Origin of the sequence: Bacillus sp. FSL W7-1360, assembly GCF_038592975.1 — a bacterium.
GTDB classification, from domain to species: Bacteria; Bacillota; Bacilli; order Bacillales; family Bacillaceae_D; genus Shouchella; species Shouchella lonarensis.
In genome coordinates, this window is sequence record NZ_CP151950.1 from 2,135,121 (window position 1) to 2,159,993 (window position 24,873).

The 24,873-nt window shown below is 44.0% G+C and carries 18 protein-coding genes, 3 rRNA genes and 1 other annotated feature; of the genes, 20 read left to right on the forward strand and 1 reads right to left on the reverse strand.

Annotated elements, in window-relative coordinates; all coding sequences use genetic code 11:
- Window positions 1-3 precede the first annotated feature (3 nt).
- From remB to rsmI, 15 genes are all read left to right on the forward strand, one after another.
- On the forward strand, window positions 4-255 hold the full coding sequence (remB, locus tag NSQ26_RS11035; RefSeq protein WP_090776565.1) for an extracellular matrix regulator RemB: 252 nt from the start codon (window positions 4-6) through the stop codon (window positions 253-255).
- A gap of 62 nt (window positions 256-317) precedes the next feature.
- On the forward strand, window positions 318-2,240 hold the full coding sequence (gyrB, locus tag NSQ26_RS11040) for a DNA topoisomerase (ATP-hydrolyzing) subunit B (protein WP_090776564.1): 1,923 nt from the start codon (window positions 318-320) through the stop codon (window positions 2,238-2,240).
- Window positions 2,241-2,270: 30 nt separating this feature from the next.
- Complete coding sequence (gyrA, locus tag NSQ26_RS11045; RefSeq protein ID WP_499718187.1) at window positions 2,271-4,730, forward strand: DNA gyrase subunit A; 2,460 nt, start codon at window positions 2,271-2,273, stop codon at window positions 4,728-4,730.
- A gap of 290 nt (window positions 4,731-5,020) precedes the next feature.
- A 16S ribosomal RNA gene (locus tag NSQ26_RS11050) occupies window positions 5,021-6,569 on the forward strand.
- 378 nt (window positions 6,570-6,947) lie between these two features.
- Window positions 6,948-9,883 (forward strand): 23S ribosomal RNA (locus NSQ26_RS11055).
- 59 nt (window positions 9,884-9,942) lie between these two features.
- Window positions 9,943-10,058, forward strand: a 5S ribosomal RNA gene (gene rrf / locus NSQ26_RS11060).
- The 16S, 23S and 5S rRNA genes sit together here, the layout of an rRNA operon.
- 332 nt (window positions 10,059-10,390) lie before the next feature.
- Window positions 10,391-11,830 (forward strand): aminotransferase class I/II-fold pyridoxal phosphate-dependent enzyme, encoded by a 1,440-nt coding sequence (locus tag NSQ26_RS11065; protein ID WP_499718188.1) that lies wholly within the window; start codon window positions 10,391-10,393, stop codon window positions 11,828-11,830.
- On the forward strand, window positions 11,827-12,453 hold the full coding sequence (tmk, locus tag NSQ26_RS11070; protein WP_499718190.1) for a dTMP kinase: 627 nt from the start codon (window positions 11,827-11,829) through the stop codon (window positions 12,451-12,453). Before NSQ26_RS11065 ends, tmk begins: the two co-directional genes overlap by 4 nt.
- 33 nt (window positions 12,454-12,486) lie before the next feature.
- Complete coding sequence (gene darA, locus NSQ26_RS11075) at window positions 12,487-12,816, forward strand: cyclic di-AMP receptor DarA (protein ID WP_090776674.1); 330 nt, start codon at window positions 12,487-12,489, stop codon at window positions 12,814-12,816.
- 15 nt (window positions 12,817-12,831) lie between these two features.
- Complete coding sequence (gene holB, locus NSQ26_RS11080; RefSeq protein ID WP_090776673.1) at window positions 12,832-13,824, forward strand: DNA polymerase III subunit delta'; 993 nt, start codon at window positions 12,832-12,834, stop codon at window positions 13,822-13,824.
- Window positions 13,825-13,827: 3 nt separating this feature from the next.
- Window positions 13,828-14,655 (forward strand): PSP1 domain-containing protein, encoded by an 828-nt coding sequence (locus NSQ26_RS11085; RefSeq protein ID WP_499718191.1) that lies wholly within the window; start codon window positions 13,828-13,830, stop codon window positions 14,653-14,655.
- 13 nt (window positions 14,656-14,668) lie between these two features.
- On the forward strand, window positions 14,669-15,010 hold the full coding sequence (gene yabA, locus NSQ26_RS11090) for a DNA replication initiation control protein YabA (RefSeq protein WP_090776672.1): 342 nt from the start codon (window positions 14,669-14,671) through the stop codon (window positions 15,008-15,010).
- A 25-nt stretch (window positions 15,011-15,035) separates the two neighbouring features.
- Entirely contained in the window at window positions 15,036-15,785 is a 750-nt protein-coding gene (locus tag NSQ26_RS11095; RefSeq protein WP_499718192.1) for a tRNA1(Val) (adenine(37)-N6)-methyltransferase, read from the forward strand.
- A complete protein-coding gene (locus NSQ26_RS11100; protein ID WP_090776670.1) occupies window positions 15,767-16,027 on the forward strand; it encodes a GIY-YIG nuclease family protein in 261 nt (86 codons plus the stop codon). The genes NSQ26_RS11095 and NSQ26_RS11100 overlap by 19 nt, the downstream gene beginning before the upstream one ends.
- Window positions 16,027-16,893 carry a 16S rRNA (cytidine(1402)-2'-O)-methyltransferase gene (gene rsmI, locus NSQ26_RS11105; RefSeq protein WP_499718193.1) on the forward strand — a complete coding sequence of 289 codons (867 nt, stop codon included), beginning with the start codon at window positions 16,027-16,029 and terminating at the stop codon, window positions 16,891-16,893. Before NSQ26_RS11100 ends, rsmI begins: the two co-directional genes overlap by 1 nt.
- A 45-nt stretch (window positions 16,894-16,938) precedes the next feature.
- On the opposite strand, the gene abrB is transcribed toward rsmI, so the two are convergent.
- Window positions 16,939-17,223 (reverse strand): transition state genes transcriptional regulator AbrB, encoded by a 285-nt coding sequence (gene abrB / locus NSQ26_RS11110; RefSeq protein ID WP_090776668.1) that lies wholly within the window; start codon window positions 17,221-17,223, stop codon window positions 16,939-16,941.
- A gap of 193 nt (window positions 17,224-17,416) precedes the next feature.
- Between abrB and NSQ26_RS11115 the strand changes: the two genes are divergently transcribed.
- From NSQ26_RS11115 to NSQ26_RS11135, 5 genes are all read left to right on the forward strand, one after another.
- Complete coding sequence (locus tag NSQ26_RS11115) at window positions 17,417-18,361, forward strand: DNA double-strand break repair nuclease NurA (RefSeq protein WP_499718194.1); 945 nt, start codon at window positions 17,417-17,419, stop codon at window positions 18,359-18,361.
- A gap of 15 nt (window positions 18,362-18,376) precedes the next feature.
- Window positions 18,377-20,206, forward strand: coding sequence for an ATP-binding protein (locus NSQ26_RS11120; protein WP_499718195.1), 1,830 nt, complete (start codon window positions 18,377-18,379; stop codon window positions 20,204-20,206).
- Window positions 20,207-20,257: 51 nt separating this feature from the next.
- Window positions 20,258-20,490, forward strand: a binding site (T-box leader).
- Between the two features lie 52 nt (window positions 20,491-20,542).
- Window positions 20,543-22,510, forward strand: a complete 1,968-nt coding sequence (gene metG / locus NSQ26_RS11125; protein ID WP_499718196.1) for a methionine--tRNA ligase — start codon at window positions 20,543-20,545, stop codon at window positions 22,508-22,510.
- 96 nt (window positions 22,511-22,606) lie between these two features.
- Window positions 22,607-22,780 carry a hypothetical protein gene (locus NSQ26_RS11130; RefSeq protein WP_499718198.1) on the forward strand — a complete coding sequence of 58 codons (174 nt, stop codon included), beginning with the start codon at window positions 22,607-22,609 and terminating at the stop codon, window positions 22,778-22,780.
- 314 nt (window positions 22,781-23,094) lie between these two features.
- Complete coding sequence (locus tag NSQ26_RS11135) at window positions 23,095-24,813, forward strand: WG repeat-containing protein (protein ID WP_499718199.1); 1,719 nt, start codon at window positions 23,095-23,097, stop codon at window positions 24,811-24,813.
- Window positions 24,814-24,873: the final 60 nt, after the last annotated feature.

The following is a 24,873-nucleotide window of genomic DNA, read 5'->3' on the forward strand; positions in this document are numbered from 1 at the left end:
ACGATGTACCTTCATATTGGCGGAGAGGTCATTCTCAACACAAACAGTATTATTGGTTTTTTTCCATATGAAGATTCACCTCTTCCACAACAGACAGTGCCTGTGAAATATACTGCTTATACCGAAGATGAATCCATTAAAACAGTTGTGGTAACAGATACATGTATTTATTACTCTCCTATCTCAACACAAACGCTTGCACGTAGATCTTACGTGGGAAGTTTAGAAAATGTGTTGGAAGATAGAGAGATGTAGTTTTCGTATAGATGAGCGTGTCACTAAATGCATGTAGATAGTAACGGGGAAGGTGAAATCGATTGAAAAATGATCAAAAACAAACATATGATGAAAGTCAAATTCAAGTATTAGAAGGCCTTGAAGCAGTCCGGAAACGTCCAGGAATGTATATTGGGTCTACTAGTAGCCGTGGTCTTCATCATTTAGTTTGGGAAATCGTTGATAATAGTATTGATGAAGCGATGGCTGGATTTTGTGATGAAATTATCGTGACAATTGAAGAAGGCAATGCAATTACTGTACAAGATAATGGACGCGGGATTCCTGTTGGCATTCATGAGAAGATGGGTCGCCCTGCAGTAGAAGTCATTATGACAGTGCTCCATGCTGGTGGGAAGTTTGGCGGTGGTGGTTATAAAGTGTCTGGTGGCTTGCATGGTGTGGGCGCATCTGTTGTGAACGCATTATCAACATTACTAGTCGTTAATGTTCATCTCGATGGCAAAATTCATCAGCAGCAATTCGAACGAGGGGTACCAAAAAACGATTTGATAGTGGTCGGTACAACAGAGAAGACGGGCACAGCGATTACATTTCAGCCGGACCCTGAGATTTTTCAAGAAACGACTGAATTTGAGTATGACATTTTAACAAGTCGTTTGCGCGAGCTTGCCTTTTTAAATAAAGGATTAACGATTAAGATACAAGATTTACGTACGGATGAAAATAAAAGCGCGACTTACTTTTATGAAGGTGGCATTGCCTCTTTTGTTGCTCATTTGAATCGAACAAAAGAAGTGTTGTATGATTCTCCGATCTATATTGAAGGAGAAAAAGAAGGCGTCGCTGTTGAAATTTCAGTACAACATAATAACGGTTATGCAAGCAACATTTACTCGTTTGCTAATAACATTCATACACACGAGGGGGGTACACATGAAGCTGGTTTTAAAACTGGTTTGACTCGTGTAATTAATGATTATGCAAGACGCCATCAGTTTTTCAAAGAGAGTGATCCAAATTTAACTGGAGAAGATGTGCGTGAAGGTTTAACAGCAATTATCTCTGTGAAAATTCCTGATCCTCAATTTGAAGGACAGACAAAAACGAAACTCGGCAATAGTGAAGCACGAACGATTACAGATTCACTTTTCTCAGAGCATTTTGCTCGTTTTTTAGCAGAAAATCCAGCGATTGCCCGAAAAATCGTTGATAAAGGATTAATGGCGTCCCGTGCACGAGAAGCGGCGAAGAAAGCGCGTGAATTGACGCGGCGAAAATCAGCGTTAGAAGTAAGCTCCTTGCCTGGTAAATTAACAGACTGTTCATCAAAAGATGCATCGCAAAGTGAATTGTTTATTGTCGAGGGAGACTCTGCCGGTGGCTCAGCTAAAGGGGGACGAGATCCACAATTCCAAGCGATTTTACCATTGCGAGGCAAAATTTTAAACGTTGAAAAAGCCCGTCTTGATAAGATTTTGGCAAATAACGAGATTCGTATGATGATCACGGCTATTGGTGCAGGAATTAGTGATGAATTTGATATTGAGAAAGCGAGATATCATAAAATTATTATCATGACGGATGCTGATGTTGATGGTGCGCACATCCGGACGTTAATTTTAACGTTTTTTTATCGCTATATGCGAGAGTTGATTGAGAAGGGCTATGTGTATATCGCGCAACCTCCTTTGTATAAGATTCATCAAGGAAAACAACATCTCCAATATGTATACTCTGACAAAGAGCTCGAAAAGTATTTGGAAACAGTACCAGATCGTCAAAAAGTCGAGTTACAGCGGTATAAAGGGCTCGGTGAGATGAATGCGACACAGCTCTGGGAAACAACAATGGATCCTTCTGTTAGAACGATGTTGCAAGTGACATTATCCGATGCAATGAAAGCAGATGAAATATTTGAGATTTTAATGGGCGACCGTGTGGAACCGCGACGAGACTTTATTCAAGAGAACGCGCAATATGTGACAAATTTGGATATTTGAATGCATACGCCTACCTGGAGGTGAACATGAATGGCAGAAGAAGTATCAAAGCTAAAGGAAATACAGATTGATCACGAAATGAAAAATTCATTTATGGATTACGCGATGAGTGTCATTGTGAGTCGGGCGTTGCCAGATGTTCGCGATGGCATGAAACCTGTTCATCGTCGGATCCTGTACGCCATGTTTGAACTGGGAATGACCCCGGATAAACAGTATAAAAAATCGGCTCGGATTGTCGGTGAAGTACTAGGCAAATATCATCCTCACAGTGATGCAGCGGTATACGATACAATGGTTCGTATGGCTCAAGACTTTAGCTATCGCTACATGCTTGTGGACGGTCACGGTAATTTCGGTTCGATTGATGGGGATTCAGCGGCGGCGATGCGTTATACTGAATCGAAAATGTCGAAAATTTCTATGGAGCTCGTCCGGGATTTAAATAAGAATACAGTTGATTTCCAAGAAAACTATGATGGAAATGAGAAAGAGCCAGTCGTTTTACCGGCGCGATTCCCTCACTTGCTTGTAAATGGTACATCAGGGATTGCTGTTGGGATGGCAACAAACATTCCACCACATCAGCTTGGCGAAGTCATTGATGGTGTACTAGCTTTATCTAAAAATGAGGATATGACAGTCGAAGAGCTGATGAATTATATTCCAGGTCCGGATTTTCCGACTGGAGGGGAGATTTTAGGACGTTCAGGTATTCGAAAAGCGTATTTAACAGGACGCGGTTCTATTATTTTACGGGCAAAAACAGAAATTGTTGAAACAAACGGTAAGTCTACAATTTATGTTACGGAATTGCCTTATCAAGTGAACAAAGCGCGTCTGATCGAGAAAATTGCAGAACTCGTTCGTGATAAGAAAATCGACGGTATTACCGAATTAAGAGACTCATCTGACCGTAATGGTATGAAGATTGTCATTGAATTACGGCGTGACGCCAATCCAAATGTCATTTTAAATAATTTGTACAAACAAACAGCCTTACAAACAAGTTTTGGTATTAATATGTTAGCGCTTGTGAATGGAAGACCGGAAGTGCTCAATTTAAAAGAAGCGTTGAGGCATTATTTAACGCATCAAGTGTCTGTGATTCGTCGTCGTACGCAATTTGATTTAAATAAGGCCGAGGCGCGTGCGCATATTTTAGAAGGATTGCGGATTGCACTTGACCATATTGATGAAATTATCGCGTTGATTCGTGGTTCACAAACAACCGATACTGCGCGCGCTAGTTTAATTGAACGTTTTTCATTGAGCTATGAACAAGCGCAAGCCATTTTAGATATGCGCCTGCAACGTTTGACAGGTTTGGAGCGCGGAAAGATTGAAGAAGAATACACGACACTTGTTGCACGGATCGCGGAGTTACGTGCAATTTTAGCTGACGACGAAAAAGTCCTTGCTGTCATCAGGGAAGAGCTACTGGTCATTAAAGAAAAGTACAATGATGAGCGGCGCACAATTTTATCAACAAGTGAAGATCAGCTTGAAGATGAGGATTTAATTCCCCAGCAAAATATCGTTGTCACGATTACTCATAATGGCTATATTAAGAGGCTACCTGTTTCCACATACCGTGCGCAAAGACGCGGTGGAAAAGGCATTCAAGGAATGGGAACAAATGAAGATGACTTTGTCCAACATTTGTTTACGACAAACACGCACCACACAATTTTGTTCTTTACAAACAAAGGCAAAGTTTATCGCTTAAAGGGGTATGAAATTCCTGAATTAGGAAGAACTGCTAAAGGCATTCCAGCGATTAATTTGTTACAAATTGATCCGGGTGAATCGATTAGTACGGTGATTCCAATCGAAACTTTTGATGAGGAAAGGTATTTATTTTTCTTAACTGAAATGGGTATTGCAAAACGAACGCCACTTTCGGCTTTTGTTCATCTACACAAAGGTGGCTTGTTTGCAATTCGTCTTCAAGAGGGTGATGCGCTCCATGCAGTTCGATTAACGGATGGAAACCAAGAAATGATTATCGGAACGAAGCAAGGGATGGCAATTCGTTTTCGTGAGTCTGATGTACGTCTCATGGGGCGGCCCGCACGTGGTGTTAGAGGGATTCGTCTTTCCGAAAATGATGGTGTCGTTGGTGTAGATGTTATTTCCGCGGACCAAGAAGTATTGGTTGTTACAGAGAATGGCTATGGCAAACGCACAAAAATTGATGAGTATCGGGTGCAAAGTCGTGGTGGTAAAGGGATTAAAACATGTCACATTACACAACGTAATGGTCCGCTCGTATCGCTATCGATGGTAGGGACAACAGATGACATCATGATTGTCACAGTGGATGGGATTATTATTCGTACGCATGTCGATGGAATTTCAACGACTGGGAGAACGACGCAAGGCGTTAAGCTAATCCGGGTAGATGAAGGCGAAGGTGTTGCAACAGTTGCACGTGTGAACATTAATGATGAGCTTGATGAGGAAGACGAGGAAAATATTGTTGAGTAATCATCCATGAAGTTGTACTGGGTAACCGGTGCAACTTTTTTAGTTCCTTGAAAATAGTTATATAAAAAATGAATATATGATAAGTTTATTTTTGTCGCTATAAAGATGTACAAAAAAGAACGAAAAAACACTTGACGGTACTACAGGGAAATGGTATATTAAATAAGTCGCCAACAAACAGCGACACAAGCTCATTGAAAACTAAACAATAGCCAAGCGTAAAAAGAGATCAATAGATCTCAACATGTAAGCCACAAAGAAATTTGTGCAAAATGAGCAAATCAAACATTTTAATGGAGAGTTTGATCCTGGCTCAGGACGAACGCTGGCGGCGTGCCTAATACATGCAAGTCGAGCGCACAGAAGGGAGCTTGCTCCCGGAAGTGAGCGGCGGACGGGTGAGTAACACGTGGGCAACCTGCCCCCTAGCCTGGGATAACTTCGGGAAACCGAAGCTAATACCGGATGACATATTGACCTACCTAGGTCGATATTAAAAGATGGCTTCTGCTATCACTAAGGGATGGGCCCGCGGCGCATTAGCTAGTTGGTGAGGTAACAGCTCACCAAGGCGACGATGCGTAGCCGACCTGAGAGGGTGATCGGCCACACTGGGACTGAGACACGGCCCAGACTCCTACGGGAGGCAGCAGTAGGGAATCTTCCGCAATGGACGAAAGTCTGACGGAGCAACGCCGCGTGAGTGAGGAAGGCCTTCGGGTCGTAAAGCTCTGTTGTGAGGGAAGAACAAGTACCGTTTGAATAAGGCGGTACCGTGACGGTACCTCACCAGAAAGCCACGGCTAACTACGTGCCAGCAGCCGCGGTAATACGTAGGTGGCAAGCGTTGTCCGGAATTATTGGGCGTAAAGCGCGCGCAGGCGGCTTCTTAAGTCTGATGTGAAATCTTGCGGCTCAACCGCAAGCGGCCATTGGAAACTGGGAAGCTTGAGTACAGAAGAGGAGAGTGGAATTCCACGTGTAGCGGTGAAATGCGTAGATATGTGGAGGAACACCAGTGGCGAAGGCGACTCTCTGGTCTGTAACTGACGCTGAGGCGCGAAAGCGTGGGGAGCAAACAGGATTAGATACCCTGGTAGTCCACGCCGTAAACGATGAGTGCTAGGTGTTAGGGGTTTCGATGCCCTTAGTGCCGAAGTAAACACATTAAGCACTCCGCCTGGGGAGTACGACCGCAAGGTTGAAACTCAAAGGAATTGACGGGGACCCGCACAAGCAGTGGAGCATGTGGTTTAATTCGAAGCAACGCGAAGAACCTTACCAGGTCTTGACATCCTTTGACCACCCTAGAGATAGGGCTTTCCCTTCGGGGACAAAGTGACAGGTGGTGCATGGTTGTCGTCAGCTCGTGTCGTGAGATGTTGGGTTAAGTCCCGCAACGAGCGCAACCCTTGATCTTAGTTGCCAGCATTCAGTTGGGCACTCTAAGGTGACTGCCGGTGACAAACCGGAGGAAGGTGGGGACGACGTCAAATCATCATGCCCCTTATGACCTGGGCTACACACGTGCTACAATGGATGGTACAAAGGGAAGCGAAACCGCGAGGTGGAGCCAATCCCATAAAGCCATTCTCAGTTCGGATTGTAGGCTGCAACTCGCCTACATGAAGCCGGAATTGCTAGTAATCGCGGATCAGCATGCCGCGGTGAATACGTTCCCGGGTCTTGTACACACCGCCCGTCACACCACGAGAGTTTGTAACACCCGAAGTCGGTGAGGGAACCTTTTGGACCCAGCCGCCTAAGGTGGGACAGATGATTGGGGTGAAGTCGTAACAAGGTAGCCGTATCGGAAGGTGCGGCTGGATCACCTCCTTTCTATGGAGTCATACTCTAGTCGATACGATTGTCGTAAGACATCGTAACGCTTGCGCTATTGTTTAGTTTTGAGTGAGCAACATCACTCAATAAATGGTTCTTTGAAAACTAAATCATGAAACAACTCAAATGAGTCATGGACACGTGCTTCGCACGAAGAAATGACGTCTAGGATGAAAGAAAGCAAACTTTTTGCTTTAGCAAGACTGACAAAGTAGACAGTGGATGAAAATCCGCCGTTGATCTTTGAATAGTTTTTGTGAAAAAAACCGAGAAGTTCGAGGACACAAGCGTTCGAAGGAAGGAGCGTATCTTAATACGTGACTGACTGAGAAACGCGCAGTGGACGAAGAAATTCGAAGGTTATTTTTACAAAAAGGATAAGGTAGAAAGGGCGCACGGTGAATGCCTAGGCACTAGGAGCCGAAGAAGGACGCGACGAACAGCGAAATGCTTCGGGGAGCTGTAAGTAAGCAATGATCCGGAGATCTCCGAATGGGGAAACCCACCATCCGTAATGGGATGGTACCCACATCTGAACACATAGGATGTGAGGAGGCAGACCTGGGGAACTGAAACATCTAAGTACCCAGAGGAAGAGAAAGAAAAATCGATTTCCTAAGTAGCGGCGAGCGAAACGGAAAGAGCCCAAACCAAGAGGCTAGCCTCTTGGGGTTGTAGGACACGCAACATGGAGTTACAAAGAAACGGCGTAAGTGAAGCATCTGGAAAGATGCGCGGTACAAGGTAACAGCCCTGTAGCTGAAACTTCGTTTCCTCCTGCGTGGATCCTGAGTACGGCGGGACACGAGAAACCCCGTCGGAATCCGGGAGGACCATCTCCCAAGGCTAAATACTCCCTAGTGACCGATAGTGAACCAGTACCGTGAGGGAAAGGTGAAAAGCACCCCGGAAGGGGAGTGAAAGAGATCCTGAAACCGTGTGCCTACAACTAGTCAGAGCCCGTTAATGGGTGATGGCGTGCCTTTTGTAGAATGAACCGGCGAGTTACGGTGTCGTGCAAGGTTAAGCATGAAAAAGCGGAGCCGCAGCGAAAGCGAGTCTGAATAGGGCGCTATAGTACGCCGCCGTAGACCCGAAACCGTGTGATCTACCCATGTCCAGGGTGAAGGTCGGGTAACACCGACTGGAGGCCCGAACCCACGCAAGTTGAAAATTGCGGGGATGAGGTGTGGGTAGGGGTGAAATGCCAATCGAACTCGGAAATAGCTGGTTCTCCCCGAAATAGCTTTAGGGCTAGCCTCGAGTGAAGAGTATTGGAGGTAGAGCACTGATTGGACGAGGGGTCCCCACAGGATTACCGAATTCAGTCAAACTCCGAATGCCAAATACTTATGCTCGGGAGTCAGACTGCGAGTGCTAAGATCCGTAGTCAAGAGGGAAACAGCCCAGACCATCAGCTAAGGTCCCAAAGTATACGTTAAGTGGAAAAGGATGTGGCGTTGCTTAGACAACCAGGATGTTGGCTTAGAAGCAGCCATCATTGAAAGAGTGCGTAATAGCTCACTGGTCGAGTGACGCTGCGCCGAAAATGTACCGGGGCTAAACGTATCACCGAAGCTATGGCAATCCCGTAAGGGATTGGGTAGGGGAGCGTTCCAAGGACAGTGAAGGTAGACCGAGAGGACTATTGGAGTGCTTGGAAGTGAGAATGCCGGTATGAGTAGCGAAAAGAGGGGTGAGAATCCCCTCCGTCGAAAGCCCAAGGTTTCCTGAGGAAGGCTCGTCCGCTCAGGGTAAGTCGGGACCTAAGCCGAGGCCGAAAGGCGTAGGCGATGGACAACAGGTAGAAATTCCTGTACCACCTCGTATTCGTTTGAACGATGGGGGGACGCAGAAAGGTAGGGAGAGCGCGCCGCTGGCTGAGCGCGTCGAAGCAGTGAGGCTGAAACGTAGGCAAATCCGCGTTTCATAAAGGCTGAGCTGTGACCGTGAAGGACCCTAGGGTCCGAAATCCCTGATCCTCCGCTGCCAAGAAAAGCCTCTAGTGAGAAGACAGGTGCCCGTACCGCAAACCGACACAGGTAGGCGAGAAGAGAATTCTAAGACGCGCGGGATAACTCTCGTTAAGGAACTCGGCAAAATGACCCCGTAACTTCGGGAGAAGGGGTGCTCTAATAGGGTGAATAGCCCGAGAGAGCCGCAGTGAAAAGATCCAAGCGACTGTTTAGCAAAAACACAGGTCTCTGCGAAGCCGCAAGGCGAAGTATAGGGGCTGACACCTGCCCGGTGCTGGAAGGTTAAGAGGAGGGGTTATCCCTTACGGGAGAAGCTCTGAATTGAAGCCCCAGTAAACGGCGGCCGTAACTATAACGGTCCTAAGGTAGCGAAATTCCTTGTCGGGTAAGTTCCGACCCGCACGAATGGTGTAACGACTTGGATACTGTCTCAACGAGAGACCCGGTGAAATTATAGTACCTGTGAAGATGCAGGTTACCCGCGACAGGACGGAAAGACCCCATGGAGCTTTACTGTAGCTTGATAGTGAGTGTTGGTATCGTTTGTACAGGATAGGTAGGAGCCAAGGAAGCCGGAGCGCCAGCTTCGGTGGAGGCATCGGTGGGATACTACCCTGACGGTACTGACATTCTAACCTCGACCCGTGATCCGGGTCAGGGACATTGTCAGGTGGGCAGTTTGACTGGGGCGGTCGCCTCCTAAACAGTAACGGAGGCGCCCAAAGGTTCCCTCAGAATGGTTGGAAATCATTCGTAGAGTGCAAAGGCATAAGGGAGCTTGACTGCGAGACCTACAAGTCGAGCAGGGACGAAAGTCGGGCTTAGTGATCCGGCGGTGCCGTATGGAAGGGCCGTCGCTCAACGGATAAAAGCTACCCTGGGGATAACAGGCTAATCTCCCCCAAGAGTCCACATCGACGGGGAGGTTTGGCACCTCGATGTCGGCTCGTCGCATCCTGGGGCTGTAGTAGGTCCCAAGGGTTGGGCTGTTCGCCCATTAAAGCGGCACGCGAGCTGGGTTCAGAACGTCGTGAGACAGTTCGGTCCCTATCCGTCGCGGGCGTAGGAAATTTGAGAGGAGCTGTCCTTAGTACGAGAGGACCGGGATGGACATACCGCTGGTGTACCAGTTGTTCCGCCAGGAGCATCGCTGGGTAGCTACGTATGGTCGGGATAAGTGCTGAAAGCATCTAAGCACGAAGCCCCCCTCAAGATGAGATTTCCCATGACGCAAGTCAGTAAGACCCCTTAGAGATGATGAGGTTGATAGGTCTGGAGTGGAAGTGTGGCGACACATGGAGCGGACAGATACTAATCGGTCGAGGTCTTATCCTAATATTCATCCTTACATTTGAGTCCCATGATTTAGTTTTGAGAGAATCGTTCTCTCATTATCCGGTGCTTATGGCAAAGAGGTCACACCCGTTCCCATGCCGAACACGGTCGTTAAGCTCTTTTGCGTCGATAGTAGTTGGGGGCTTCCCCCTGCGAGCGTAGATCGGTGCCGGGTTGATAGTTAGTTTAAAAAGCACATCCCACTGGGTGTGCTTTTTAAACTATAACATTGTCTAAGTGCATAAAATTTTGCTCATACTGCTAAGTGGAGGTGGTATGAAGTGAATCAATGTTTGGGGAAACACAATAATTACTGCGATTTTTGCAAGAAAATAGAAAAAGGATATTATGTAGGCTTCGTATTTCTTTGCGTCACTTGTGAGCAATATTTGTTTAAAGTTGAGCCAGAAGAACAAATGTATATGAACTATGTGATACCATTAAGAAGAGCTTGGGATGACTGCAAACCCAATGTCAACAGAGTATATGTGAGGGAAGATGAGGAAGATGACAGTTATAAGAACACCAATTATTGATGCATTGAAAAAGCATCAACGGCAACATCCACTGTCCTTTCATGTGCCTGGTCATAAAAACGGTGACGTTTCTCCAATCTTTTTAAATGAATTTAAAGAGATTCTTTCTTACGATGTGACAGAACTCGAAGGGCTAGACGATTTACACGATCCGTCTGGACCAATTGCAGAATCACAGCAACTATGTGCTCAATTATATGGTGCACAGGAGACCCATTTCCTTGTTGGTGGGTCAACAAGTGGCAATCTCGCGATGATTTATGGACTGTGTAACGCGGGTGATGTTGTATTGGTACAACGTAATTGCCATCAATCTGTATTAAACGGGCTTCGTCTTGCTCGAGCAAAGGTAGTGTTTTTACAACCAGCCTTTGATCAAGTGACTTCTCATCCAGTAGGTCTATCTACATCAGTACTAAAAAAAGCCATAAGTCAGTATCCAGAGGCGAAAGTTCTTTTGCTTACATATCCAAATTATTGGGGGCAAACTTGTGATCAAACCAATGTCATTCGTTATGCAAAAGAAAAAGGACTACTAGTGCTTTGTGATGAGGCACATGGTCCACATTTCGTCGTAGGCGATGAACGCTGTCCGGAATCTACGTTTGCACTAGGGGCTGACGTTGTGGTGCAATCCGCACATAAAATGTTGCCTGCTTTAACGATGGCGGCATGGATGCATGTTCAGAAGTCAGTCTCGGTGGTACAGCGAACAAAGTTGAAAGCAGCGCTAACGATGTTGCAATCAAGTAGTCCTTCTTATTTATTGCTTGCTTCTTTAGATGGTGCACGCGCATTTTTGGAGTCAGATGGAAAACGTGCTTATTATGAGGCTGTTTGTACAGTTGAAAAAGTGAAGCAACAATTTTTATGCCATGATGGATGTCAAGTCGTGACAAGTATGAAACAAGGCTATCTAAATGACCCATTAAAGGTTACAATAAAAACAAACATATCACAATCTGGTGTAGTGTTAGCACAGGAGTTGGCAAAGGCTGGAATTTGGAGTGAGATGGCAGATCAAGATCATGTGTTGCTCGTGTTTGGTCTCGGTCAAAAGATTGACGAAGAGCTGTTGGGAAAGAGGTTACAACAAGTGATTTGGACCGGAAAAAATAATCAGTCATTTCGTCCATTTATAGCAGGAACAGTCTCCGCTGTGTCCGAATTAATAGATATGAAGAAGTATGTGGGATGCACAGTAAAAGTATCACTAGACTATGCGCAAGGGCGTATTATCGAACAGCCAGTGACCCCTTATCCACCAGGTGTACCATTGCTTTATCCGGGTGAATACGTGACAGCAGCAATGATTAAACAGTTGAAACAGCTCATGAAAGCTGGTGTCCGATTTCAAGGTCATCACCCACAAGATGGTTTGTGGGTGCGAGAAGTGGAGAGTGAGAAATGAAAAAAGGAACGTTCATTACAGTTGAAGGTGGGGAAGGTGCTGGGAAGACAACGGTGTTAATGAGTGTTGAACAACAGTTGAAAGAACGGGGTTACGAAGTTGTATGCACACGCGAACCAGGCGGGGTCTTATTAGCAGAAAGAATTAGAGCGCTTCTTTTGCATACACATGATATAGACATGGATGAGCGCACAGAGGCGTTACTCTATGCAGCGGCAAGACGGGAACACTTAATGAAAAAAATTGTACCAGCGCTTCAACGTGGACAGATTGTTTTATGTGATCGTTTCATTGACTCTAGTCTTGCTTATCAAGGTTATGCAAGAGAAATTGGCGTAGAAGAGGTCCGGGCAATCAATATGTTTGCAGTTGAGTCGTATATGCCCGAACTAACATTGTATTTTTCTCTAGATCCGTCTGTTGGATTGACGCGGATTGAAAAAGATCAAGGGCGTGAACGGAACCGTCTTGACCACGAAAAATTATATTTTCATGAACAGGTGAAAGCTGGTTATGACACATTAGCTAACAAACATTGTGATCGTATTAAAATGATTGATGCAAGTGAGCCTCTCCCGAAAGTCATTAAGAATGTGATGATTCATATCGATAGTGTTTTATAATGGATCATGTAAATTTAAAAAGGAGGGAAAAAAATGAAACTTATTATGGCAGTCATTCAAGATAAAGATAGTACACGATTATCAGATGCATTGATGAAAGCGAACTTTCGTGCGACAAAACTATCGAGTACAGGCGGATTTTTGAAGTCTGGGAATACAACTTTTCTCATTGGCGTTGATGAGGGTGCTGTTGATGAAGCAATGGCGATCATTAAGGACAATTGTCATAGCCGCGAACAAATTGTTGCCCCCATTTCACCGATGGGTGGCAATGCTGATTCATATGTACCTTATCCAGTAGAAGTACAAGTCGGTGGTGCGACAGTATTTGTTTTACCAGTAGAACAGTTTGAACAATTTTAAGAGCAGGTGACGTATATGCAGCAAACATGGCAGGACTTAGAAATGGCGCAGCCGAGGGTTGTGCCATTTCTCATAGCTAGTCTCAAAAAGGATCGTTTATCACATGCATACTTATTCAACGGACCTGCCGGTAGTGGGAAAAGTGCAATGGCGATATACATGGCAAAGCGTTTTCTTTGCAGGCAAGCAACAGGTGTGGATCCTTGTCAAGTATGTAAAGATTGTATGCGCATTGATCATGGCAATCACCCTGACCTGCATAAAATGACAGTGGATAAACAGACGATTAAGAAAGAGCAAGTAACTGCTTTGCAAAAGGAATTCTCTTATAGGGGAATGGAATCTCAAAAAAAAGTGTATATCATTCATGATGTAGATAAGATGACAGCGAGCGCCATCAATAGCTTACTTAAATTTCTAGAAGAGCCCACGCAAGGGACACTGGCAATATTATTAACTGAAAATCGGGAAGCAGTTTTATCAACCTTGCTTTCTAGGACACAGCAAATCAACTTTTTGGCTCCTTCTCATGAAAATATGGTGGCACAATGGATGAAGGCAGGTGTAGAAGAACGACATGCCCATTTTCTGGCGGCTTTAACTGGTAACACGGCGCTTATAAAAGAGGTGACAGATGGAGACTGGTCTTTTCAAGCAAGGGGTGTAGTGTTACAATTAATGAAAGAAGTGTATTTAAAGCGCGATCATGCTTTTTTGACACTGTCAGACAAGTGGTTACCATTGTTGAAAGAACGATTTCAACAACAGTTAGGGCTTGAGATGATCTTTTTATGGTTAAAAGACTTTTTATATATGAAAATAGGGAAAGAAAAAGGGCTTGTTTATGTGGATCAGCTGCAAGTGTTTGCACAAATCGCACGATCTACATCAACGCAACAAATTAGTCGAGGAGTAGAACATGTCATGGAGGCAAAAAGGCATCTTAACGCTAATGTGCCAATTCAACTCGTGATGGAAAGGCTATTATTTAAGATACAGGAGGGCTAAGTGTTGCACGAGGTTGTAGGAGTTCGTTTTAAAAAGGCGGGCAGAATATATTATTTCTCTCCCGGCACTTTTCAAGTTGCTGTAAATGACGCTGTTATTGTTGAAACGTCACGTGGCCTTGAGTATGGGCATGTTGTGGTTCCACCAAAGTTGGTTCATGATGCTGATGTGGTGTTACCATTGAAAGAAATTATGCGGGTGGCAACAGAAGAAGACAAGCAAATGACAGCTGAAAACGAGGTTTTAGCAGAACAAGCTTTTACTGTTTGTCAAAAGAAGATTAAATCACATCAATTAGAAATGCGTCTTGTTGAAGTTGAATATACATTTGATCGCAATAAGGTCTTGTTTTATTTTACTGCAGATGGTCGTATAGATTTTCGAGGTTTAGTAAAGGACTTGGCAGGTATTTTTCGTACGAGAATTGAATTACGTCAAATTGGTGTACGTGATGAGGCGAAAATGTTGGGGGGCATTGGTCCATGTGGGCGTATGCTTTGTTGTTCAACATTTTTAGGGGACTTTGAGCCAGTGTCAATCAAAATGGCGAAAGATCAAAATTTATCTTTAAATCCAGCCAAGATCTCTGGTTTGTGTGGACGATTGATGTGTTGTTTAAAGTATGAAAATGACACCTATGAACAAGCTAAAAGAGAATTACCCGATATTGGACAATGGATTAAAACACCTGATGGAAAAGGAAAAGTGGTTGGTTTAAATTTGCTGGATCGTATGGTACAAGTGCAAGTGACGGAAGAACAACATACACTGGAGTATGCTTTTGATGAGTTAATTAATATAGAGAAAATCACTTCAAAAGTAACGGAATAATGAGGTGAATAACATGGACAAGAAAGCCATATTCACGCGAGTCTCTAGTATGGAGGAGCGAATTAGTGAGCTACATGATGAGTTAAAGGAATTAAAAGAGCAACTGGCCTATTTAATCGAAGAAAATCATGGTTTGCACGTAGAGAATGAGCATTTACGTAAGCGCCTTGAACCAGAAGAGCAAAAGCGTCCTCCGATGCGGAAGGCACCAAGTGAGCAATTGGTAGGAGAAGGACACGAAAATTTGGCTCGTTTGTATCAAGAAGGGTTCCATATTTGTAATACGCATTACGGTAGTATTCGACCAGATGGTGATGATTGTTTGTTTTGTCTATCTTTCCTCCATCAAAAATAGAAGCATAAGATCAAAAGGAGTTCACATGGGAAAGCTTTATGAGGGAGAGCGCAGTGATAAAATTGCTGGGACAACGATGTCGATTATTCAGAGTCCCGATGTGTTCTCCTATGCAATGGATGCAATATTATTAGGGAGGTTTGTCCGTGTACCGTCCGAGCTAGGTCAAATGCTTGATTTGTGTAGTGGCAACGGTGTCGTTGGACTTGTGTTGTCCACACGAACAAAAGGTCATATTACGTTACTGGAATTACAAGAGCGCTTGCACCATATGGCTGAACGGAATATATTAGTAAATCAATTACAATCACGTATGACAGCACGATGTGGCGATGTCAGAAGTGTGTCTGCATTTGTAAAGAAAAATGGTTATGATGTTGTGACATGTAATCCACCTTATTTTCCGGTTCATCAAGGTGAATATATAAAAGACAACCGTCACAAAGCGTTGGCGCGTCATGAGCTTGCTTGTACGTTGCAAGATGTGATTCAAGCGAGTTGTTTTGCCTTGAAACATGGAGGGAAGCTAGCGCTTGTACATCGACCAGAGAGATTGTTTGAGGCGATGTCGCTCATGCGGGATAACGAGTTAGAGCCAAAGCGGATCCGCTTTTGTCACCCTCATGCCAATCGTGATGCGAACATTGTGTTAGTGGAGGCGGTGAAAGGCGGCAAAGCTGGTCTTCAATGTATGCCACCGCTTGTTGTATATGAAGAAAACGGAACATACACAAAGGCATTTCAAAAGGAGTATTTATGCAATCTGGACATGTGATGTATGTCCTTGCGTGTTGTGATGGAAGTTGGTACGCAGGTTATACGACTGATTTGACAAAACGCATGACATTGCACGAAGCAGGAAAAGCAGCGAAGTACACACGTGGACGAGGGCCATTTACATTAGTATGGTATGAGGTGTTTGCGACAAAGACAGCCGCGTTACAAGCAGAATATGCCTTTAAGCAGTTGACACGTAAACAAAAAGAACGATATATCGAGGAGAGGAAGGACAAGTGATGAAGGAGCAAAAAAGCTTTCAACAAATAGGTGGAACGCTTTATCTTGTTCCAACACCACTAGGCAATTTAGAAGATATGACATTTCGCGCGGTTCGTCTGCTGCAGGAAGTCGATTTCATTGCTGCAGAAGATACACGGCAGACACGAAAGTTATGCAGTCACTTTGAAATCGCGACACCTCTTGTAAGCTATCATGAACATAATAAGCAACAAGCAGGTGCAGCGCTCTTGCAGCGGATGCATGACGGGCTGCAAGTAGCGCTCGTGAGTGATGCTGGAATGCCGGGCATCTCTGATCCAGGAGAGGATCTTGTGCGGCTATGTTTAGAAGAAGATTTAAAGGTCATTTCTTTACCCGGTGCAAATGCCGCATTAACAGCACTTGTGGCATCTGGATTGCCGTGTGACACATTTTATTTTTACGGTTTTTTAAAGCGGCACAAAAAGATACGTCAACAACAGCTAGAGACACTCTCTCATTTACAACAAACGCTATTATTTTATGAAGCACCACATCGGTTAGCTGAAACGCTGCGTGCAATGTATGACGTCTTCGGAGATAGACGTGTTGTTATTGCACGCGAATTAACAAAGAAATTTGAGGAGTATCAACGTGGTACGCTAGCTGAAGCGCTCACTTGGTGTGACGTTGGGACGGTCAAAGGAGAATTTTGTATCGTCGTTGAGGGATATACAGGTGAAGTGAAAGAGGATGAAAGTTGGTGGCAGTCATTGACAGAACGTCAGCACGTCGATCATTATATTATGCTTGGAAAACCTCAAAAAGACGCTTTAAAGCAAGTAGCCAAAGACCGGGCTTTGCCGAAGAGAGAGGTATACCAACGTTACCATAATGACAAATAAAAACCATACACAATTTCCTGTGTATGATTTTTTCTAGCGCTTACATTAGCGTGCAGCGGCAACATATGTTTGTAATTGTTCCATAACGGTTTGTGCCCCTTGAGGGCTAAGTACAATTTTACCATTTGCTAAAGATAAGTTATCATCAGATACTTCACCAGTCACTTGACACGTCATTGTTGCTTTGTATTTCTTTAGGATAATGCGGTCATCCTCAACATAAATCTCTAACGCATCTTTCTCAGCAATATCTAGCGTTCTCCTAAGCTCAATTGGAATGACTACACGCCCTAAATCATCGACTTTACGTACGATTCCGGTTGACTTCATGCTGTTGTTCCTCCTCATAGTGTTAGGTGTAAATGTAGCACATGTGGGCGGCTATTAGATTGACACCCTTTTCATTTAAAATAAGAATAACAATATTTCCAAAACAAGTCAAATATTTTTTGTGTAAAACGCCTATTTTGCAAAAAGAATTTGCGTAGTGGTTTCATATAGTTTGGCAAGGAGATGTGTCGTTATGCAAATCAATCAAATGCTTGTTTCTAAACTGCAGCAAATGAATGACCAATTAGTGGAAAAGTATAAGTATACAGCACGCACGCAGCATGAGATACGGCAAAAATTACGTGCTGCTGATACACATATGCATCAAATGCAAGTGCTTTCACACGTGGCACTAAAGAAAGCATTACGCGGGCGTCAAGTTGCAGCTGTAGATGGTTCTGTCAATCAAACACAAGGTGTCGCACCACATGTATTATATGTGTTTCAAGCGCTCGCAAAAACAACAACGGGGGTTGCTTGCACGCGTTCTGATGTTTATGTGCCATTGTTGGAAGAACGAGAGCAATTGCAGCAAAAACGGCGTTCCTATCTTTTGTCTAAGCTTGAGCTTGAAGCGGCGTATACATTGCTCGAGCAAGAAGAAATTGGGTTATTGTTGATGGACGGCGCATTGTATCATTATCGTATTGATGCGCCGGAGGAATGGGCACAACTGGTGACACTTGCGCTGGCACGAGGGACATGGCTCGTTGGTGTTTCCGAAGAGATCACGACCGAAAATTTAATTCGATTGCCTGCTTTTGCTGACGTTGCTAGTGATGCTTATGTATATGATCGTGATTTGTTATTTGGCGTTTTACAACAAAACGAGATGATTTTTATAAAGGATATTCAACATAAAGCTGGACTACAGTCAGCTTGGATGCGTTTAGGATCAACGCCGACGATTACGGGATTTGATATGCTTTCCGAGCAAGCAAAAGATCAACAGGTGGTTGGTGATATTTTATGTACACTTACGCCAAAAGAAGGGCGTGGAATTCCGTTGTGGTTGGATTATATTGATCGTGAAGTACGTGTAACTGATCAATTGATGGAGGGATTAATTGAACAATACATAGACGTCACAGTAAAGCAGAAATTGTTTACAGCTATGCGGCAAAATCGGCCGTATTAGAGAGGAGAGAGCTTCATGCAAGTAGTGGGAATTACAACGCAACAGGAAGTACATGTCGCCTCAAAAACGCATAAATTCCGCATGAATGAGATGTTGGTCATTGAAGATAACGTGCTTGCCGAACCTAAAGGGGAAGTCGTTGAGACATTTTCTTATAATCGTTACATTCCAATGGGGTTTGATAAAGGATTTGTCGATCGTGATGTTTTGCAAACGATGGAACAAATTGGTTATGATATTGGACAAGATGATATTCATTTAGCAAAAGTACGTTTGTTTGAAGAAGCCGGGACGCCTATTCAAACAGGCGCAACGGTGCGTCACCCACAGTTTTCAGAGGTCAAGCACTTACTTATTACGACCACACCTGAACAAGGGATGGTGCTTGGTGAAGTGAAATCGACGGACTTCGTATATAAATCAATTCCTTCAGCATTAAATGATCTCGTTATGGTACAAGAACAGGGAGAATTGCGCACACAAAATGGGATTCCGTTCATTTTTGATATTCGGGCGATGCAACAATACCCGCATATTGGTGTGTTCGGAGGATCAGGCTCGGGAAAATCGTTTGGTTTGCGGGTCATGTTAGAGGAGTTAATGAAATTACATATCCCTACGCTTGTGTTTGACCCACATTTTGAAATGAATTTCTCTAAAGAAACAGATGCGGCAAAAGGAAACGCGTATGTGTCGCGTTATGAAGTTGTTCAAATCGGTCGTGATGTTGGGGTCGACTTTTCATCTTTATCTACTCGTGATGTCGAGCGTTTACTCGGTGCTGCAGCGCAGTTATCTGAACCGATGGTAAACGTTATTCAAACCATTCATAAACCGAAAGACAGTTATCAGTCATTCAGTGATCGCGTTGCTCATTTAATGGACGCATTAGATATGGGCAAGCAAAAAGTGGAATCGTTGTTACATGATGGGGGTATGAGTCGCGATGAGGTTTCTCGGTACCAGCTATACAAAAAATTGCTTGATCAGTATGGGGCTTTGCCACCGTCTTCAGTAAAAGGCATTTATTGGCGGGCGAATCGACTCAATCAAGCTGGTTTGTTCCAACATCATATTCGTGCGATTGAACAAGCGATTCATTCAGGTAAATTGGTTGTCATTCAAGGCGCGGTATGGCTACTGCAAGTGTTTTCTAGTTATGTCATCGGTAACCTTTATACACAGCGGCGGGCATATAAAGACGCGAAACTCCAGCAACAGCAAGCGACTTTCTTTCCTCCGTTTGTCGTTGTGACCGATGAGGCGCATAATTTTGCACCAAAAGGGTATGATGCTCCGGCAAAAGGGATGTTAAAAGAAATCGCGCAAGAAGGAAGGAAATACGGGACGTTTTTAATTTTTGCGACGCAGCGCCCGACACTGTTAGATGAGACGATTACAGCACAGCTCAATTCAAAATTCATTTTTCGAACCGTGCGTGGAACAGATATTCAAACAATTAAAGAAGAAACAGATTTAACCGCGGAAGAAGGCAAACGTCTGCCATATTTGCGCTCTGGTGATGTGTTTGTTTCTTCCGCTATTATCGGACGGACAGTGGCTGCGCGAATACGGATGGCTCATTCCACAAGCCCGCATACGCTAAATCCGTTTGACGAGTTGGCACAAATGCATGAGAAAGGCAATGAAGACGTTGTGCGTGCGTTGGCAGACTTTTTGCCTCTTGCAGATATGCACGTCATGCAAAAGCTTGGGCAGTTAAATGAACAAGCAAATAAGTCTTGGGATGTGTCGGAGTGGAAAAAGGAACTGGATCGTCTCTGTACGGAAGGACAGTTAAAAAAAGAAGTGACCCCATTTGCAACACTGTATGATCGTCCTTGACAGAGAACGTATGATTTGGTATATTTTTGCTCATAATGCTAGTGAATAATGATTGATTCATTGAATGGATGAGTACAGAGAGAGTATCTGCTTAGAGAGCTGGGATCGGTGAAAACCAGCCAGGTACGCTCTGGAATATGGTCCGGGAGAATCCAACCTTCGAGCGATTTTTAGTTAGGGGGTTGCGTATGCCGACGTTATCGGCTGGAAGCCTTGGTTTTATGATAAGATAAAAACAAGGGAATGTTGGGTGGTACCACGTGAGCAAACCTCTCGTCCCGATTGCGGATGAAGGGGTTTTTTATATGAGTAGCTAGAAGGAAGGAGATTGATAAGATGGAGAAAGGAAATTTTTATATTACAACGCCGATTTATTACCCGAGCGGCAAATTACATATCGGTCATACGTACACGACGGTTGCAGGAGATGCGATGGCGCGTTATAAACGATTGCGTGGGTACAACGTCCATTATTTGACAGGGACAGATGAGCACGGGCAAAAGATTGAGCAAAAAGCAGCAGAACAAGGGGTGACTCCGCTCGCTTATACGGATAAGATGGTGGCTGAGATTAAGGAGTTGTGGAAAAAGCTAGATGTGTCTTATGATGACTTTATTCGGACAACAGAAGCGCGGCATAAAAAAGTTGTCGCTAAGATTTTTGAACGTTTACTTGCACAAGGGGATATTTATTTAGGTGAATATGAAGGTTGGTATTGTGTCTCTGATGAAACGTTTTATCGAGATCATGAACTTGTTGATCCAGTAAAAGATAAAGATGGTCATGTCATTGGCGGGAAAAGTCCAGACTCTGGTCATCCCGTTGAAAAGGTGCGTGAGCAATCGTATTTCTTCCGGATGAGTAAGTATGCCGACCGGTTACTAAAGTTTTATGAGGACAACCCTGATTTCATCCAACCAGTATCGCGTAAAAACGAAATGATTAATAACTTTATTAAACCAGGCTTACAAGATTTAGCCGTGTCACGAACATCCTTCACGTGGGGTGTACAAGTACCAAGTGATCCAAAACATGTTGTGTATGTATGGATTGATGCGTTAAGTAACTATATTACCGCACTTGGTTATGGTTCAGAAGATGAGACGCTATTTAAACAATACTGGCCAGCCGATGTCCATCTCGCTGGTAAGGATATTATCCGCTTCCACACGATTTATTGGCCGATCATGTTAATGGCACTTGACTTGCCATTGCCAAAAAAAGTGTTTGGCCATGGTTGGTTTGTTACAAAAGACGGGAAGATGTCTAAGTCAAAAGGGAATGTCATTGACCCGGTGCCACTCATTGATCGCTACGGTCTTGATGCAGTGCGCTATTATTTGCTACGCGAAGTACCGTTTGGTTCGGACGGCGTATTCACACCAGAAGCGTTTATTGAGCGCGTCAATTATGATCTCGCCAACGATCTTGGAAACTTGCTCAACCGAACAGTAGCGATGATTGGTAAATATTTTGACGGAGAAATTCCTGCGTATGTGCCTGATGCAACAGCATTCGATGCCTCATTACGGAAAGAAGCGGTGGAAACGGTGAAAAAAGTAGAGGACGCGATGGAAGAAATGGCGTTTTCGGTGGCACTTTCGGCCATTTTCCAATTTGTGAGCCGCACAAATAAGTATATTGATGAAACGACTCCGTGGACTTTAGCAAAGGACGAGGCACGTCGCGCTGAGCTTGGCTCAGTTATGTACCATTTGGCAGAGTCGCTGCGGATCGCTGCAATATTGCTAAAACCGTTTATGACGGTCGCACCAGTGAAAATTTGTACGCAGCTCGGGCTAGATGCAGCAGCACAAACGTGGGATACACTAACATCGTTTGGGCGGATCTCAGCGGGTACACATGTACAAAAAGGTGAACCAATCTTTCCGCGCCTTGATATTGCTGAAGAAGTCGCCTATATCGTGACGTTAATGGGTGGAAAAGTGGACGCCGATCCAGAGGAAGTTGAAGATGAAAATGAGATTGCAATTGAAGATTTTACGAAAGTTGAGCTTCGGGTTGCGGAAGTAATTGCTGCTGAACCTGTGAAAGGCGCGGACCGGTTATTAAAAATTCAGCTTGATCTCGGAAGTGAAAAGCGCCAAGTCGTTTCAGGAATTGCCAAGCACTACACACCTGATACGCTAGTTGGGAAGAAAGTCATTTGTGTAACAAACTTAAAACCAGTGAAACTGCGTGGTGAGTTGTCACAAGGAATGATTTTAGCCGCGTCAAAAGGAAAGAAATTACAACTTGCGACGATTGATGGTGATTTACCAAACGGTGCGCAAGTGAAATAAGGTAAGAGACAAGTGCTGCCTAAAAAGACCCTGTATGTGGTCTTTTTAGGCAGTTTTTATTAGGTTTACTCTTTTGGCCCTTTGAAGAGGAGTATGATGGGATTAAGGCAGGATAGAATGACTCCAGACATGAGTAAAATGATCGCTGCGTTTGAAGGGCTTGAATTGACTTCGTCGACAATCCAACCTGTGGCGAAAGCCAAAATGCCTAATAACATAAAGCAAAAGGCTGAACTGAGCAATATATGGCAAGCATGTGTTTTGCTATAAGGTAATAATAAGGTAGTGACTAAAAGGATGAGCAAATATACATTTGTAACTAAGTAAGCAGGTTCAAATAATGTAAATGGATGCAATGAATTGTTCACTTCCTTTAAATGGAGATGCATAGACTTATCCCAAACTTCGAATGCGGTTTCATTTTATCATCAGCTTTGAGATAAGATCAAGTAAGTCATATTACCACTTACTCCAAACATAGGGATTGATCGTTTAAAGCATCTAAAATTAAAGTTCTTTGTCTCTGGTGTGTCCTCATATACTGAGTGTATAGTCGATGATGTCATAGTAGGGAGCGGTGTGTAATGAGAAGATGGCGTGAACATTTATATCCGATTGCTGTAAAGACGGTTCACGGTAATAAGTGGGGTTACATTGACGGAAGTGGTCGGGTGCGGATTTCACCAATTTATGATCAAGCAGACTTGTTTCAAACGAATGGGCTTGCGGTCGTAACAGTTGGAGAAAAGCAAGGTGTGATTAATCATCTCGGTCAGTACGTTGTGCAACCAATGTATACATGGATCAATCCTTTTTCACAAGGGCGCGCAGTGGCGCAACAAGAAGATGGTACGAACGTTGTCATAGACGAGAGTGGAAAAGTACGGACAACAACACCTTATTATTATATTGGTCCTTTTAAAGATGGGCGCGCTGTCTTTCAACCACTGGAAGGTGCCCATTATGGCTACTTAGATCGTGAAGGGAAAGAAGCATTGCCCCCGCTCTATATAAATGCAAATGATTTCGAAAATGATCGTGCAACAGTACAGAAAGATGAACAAACATGGGCGTTAATCAATACACATGGTTATGCACTACAAACATACCATCATCCGTACGTAGGGGTTTTGAGCGAGGGTTTAATGTCGTTTCAAAAAGAAGCAGATGGAAAAGCTGGTTATTTAAATGAAAAAGGTGATATTGTCATTGCACCATCATATGATGTCGCATTGCCTTTTTCAGAAGACCGCGCCATTGTAGGGTTGACAAAAGATTACGATACCCATTATGGTTTAATTGATCGTGAGGGAAAGGTGTTGATTGCCCCACATTATAACGAGGTACGTGACCTCAAAGAAGCGCGCTACGGATTAGGTGAACCAATTGATCCGACACAAACGTTCCTAGGAACTCATTATGCACTAGCAACGAAGGATGGTGAGTTGCTAAGTGACTTTGTCTATACAGACATAGAACCTTTTCATGATGGTGTGGCAAGTGTGGTACAAGCGGACGAGACATTTTTAATTGATTTGTCCGGTCAGAAGGCATCACCCGCTTTTCAGGGCGCGGGTGTGATGACAAAGGTGAATGGCTTATGGCAAGTGTTTATAAATAATCGCATTCGCTATTATGACGAAGGCGGTCAACTTGTTTGGGAGCCAGAGACGACCATTCAACTAAGGCAATTGTATCAAGTAAAAGAGCAGTTGTACCGACCTGACCAAAATTATATTGTTTATTATCCAGAAATTGAAGGGATGACGGATGCTGCACAACAACGCCGTTTAAATGAACAATTAAAAACGTGGTCACAGGTGAAAACCATACCAGCAGAGCAATTAAAAGAAGCAGCTTATACAGGTGACTTTGAAGTGCAGTTTTTTAAGAAGCATTTGCTTGTACTCGAACTAAGTGGTTACAATTATCCATTTGGTGCAGCGCACGGCATGCCAACAAAAATGTATGTGAATATTGATTTACGTGATGGGCATGTGTATCAGCTTGCTGATTTATTTCAACCAGGAACTGATTACGTGTCGATCTTGAATCAGCATATTGCCGCTCAAATTGCGCATGATCCTGCACATGCCGATGTATTCCCCGATGCTTTCCAAACAATTGCACCGGATCAATCCTTTTATGTTGACGATGAGGCACTATACATCGTTTTTGATGTATATGAGATTGCACCTTATGTTGCTGGTTTTCCAACATTTAAAATTCCGTTTAGTGAGCTTGCAGGGATGATCAATGAGCACGGTTCTTTTTGGACGTCGTTTCATGCAACTCGTGCGTGAGGCGGCTTCTTTTTTACTTGCATTGCCATCTTTTTTCACCTAAAATGCAAACAAGTAGAG

Bases quoted from the DNA above. Each gene is read 5' to 3' on its own strand.
- remB (WP_090776565.1), top strand. From the start codon at position 4: ATGTACCTTCATATTGGCGGAGAGGTCATTCTCAACACAAACAGTATT.
- rsmI (WP_499718193.1), top strand. From the start codon at position 16,027: ATGAAGGAGCAAAAAAGCTTTCAACAAATAGGTGGAACGCTTTATCTT.
- NSQ26_RS11130 (WP_499718198.1), top strand. From the start codon at position 22,607: ATGGGATTAAGGCAGGATAGAATGACTCCAGACATGAGTAAAATGATC.
- NSQ26_RS11135 (WP_499718199.1), top strand. From the start codon at position 23,095: ATGAGAAGATGGCGTGAACATTTATATCCGATTGCTGTAAAGACGGTT.
- NSQ26_RS11115 (WP_499718194.1), top strand. From the start codon at position 17,417: ATGCAAATCAATCAAATGCTTGTTTCTAAACTGCAGCAAATGAATGAC.
- abrB (WP_090776668.1), bottom strand. From the start codon at position 17,223: ATGAAGTCAACCGGAATCGTACGTAAAGTCGATGATTTAGGGCGTGTA.
- NSQ26_RS11065 (WP_499718188.1), top strand. From the start codon at position 10,391: ATGACAGTTATAAGAACACCAATTATTGATGCATTGAAAAAGCATCAA.
- metG (WP_499718196.1), top strand. From the start codon at position 20,543: ATGGAGAAAGGAAATTTTTATATTACAACGCCGATTTATTACCCGAGC.
- darA (WP_090776674.1), top strand. From the start codon at position 12,487: ATGAAACTTATTATGGCAGTCATTCAAGATAAAGATAGTACACGATTA.
- tmk (WP_499718190.1), top strand. From the start codon at position 11,827: ATGAAAAAAGGAACGTTCATTACAGTTGAAGGTGGGGAAGGTGCTGGG.
- NSQ26_RS11095 (WP_499718192.1), top strand. From the start codon at position 15,036: ATGGGAAAGCTTTATGAGGGAGAGCGCAGTGATAAAATTGCTGGGACA.
- NSQ26_RS11120 (WP_499718195.1), top strand. From the start codon at position 18,377: ATGCAAGTAGTGGGAATTACAACGCAACAGGAAGTACATGTCGCCTCA.
- NSQ26_RS11100 (WP_090776670.1), top strand. From the start codon at position 15,767: ATGCAATCTGGACATGTGATGTATGTCCTTGCGTGTTGTGATGGAAGT.
- gyrA (WP_499718187.1), top strand. From the start codon at position 2,271: ATGGCAGAAGAAGTATCAAAGCTAAAGGAAATACAGATTGATCACGAA.
- holB (WP_090776673.1), top strand. From the start codon at position 12,832: ATGCAGCAAACATGGCAGGACTTAGAAATGGCGCAGCCGAGGGTTGTG.
- yabA (WP_090776672.1), top strand. From the start codon at position 14,669: ATGGACAAGAAAGCCATATTCACGCGAGTCTCTAGTATGGAGGAGCGA.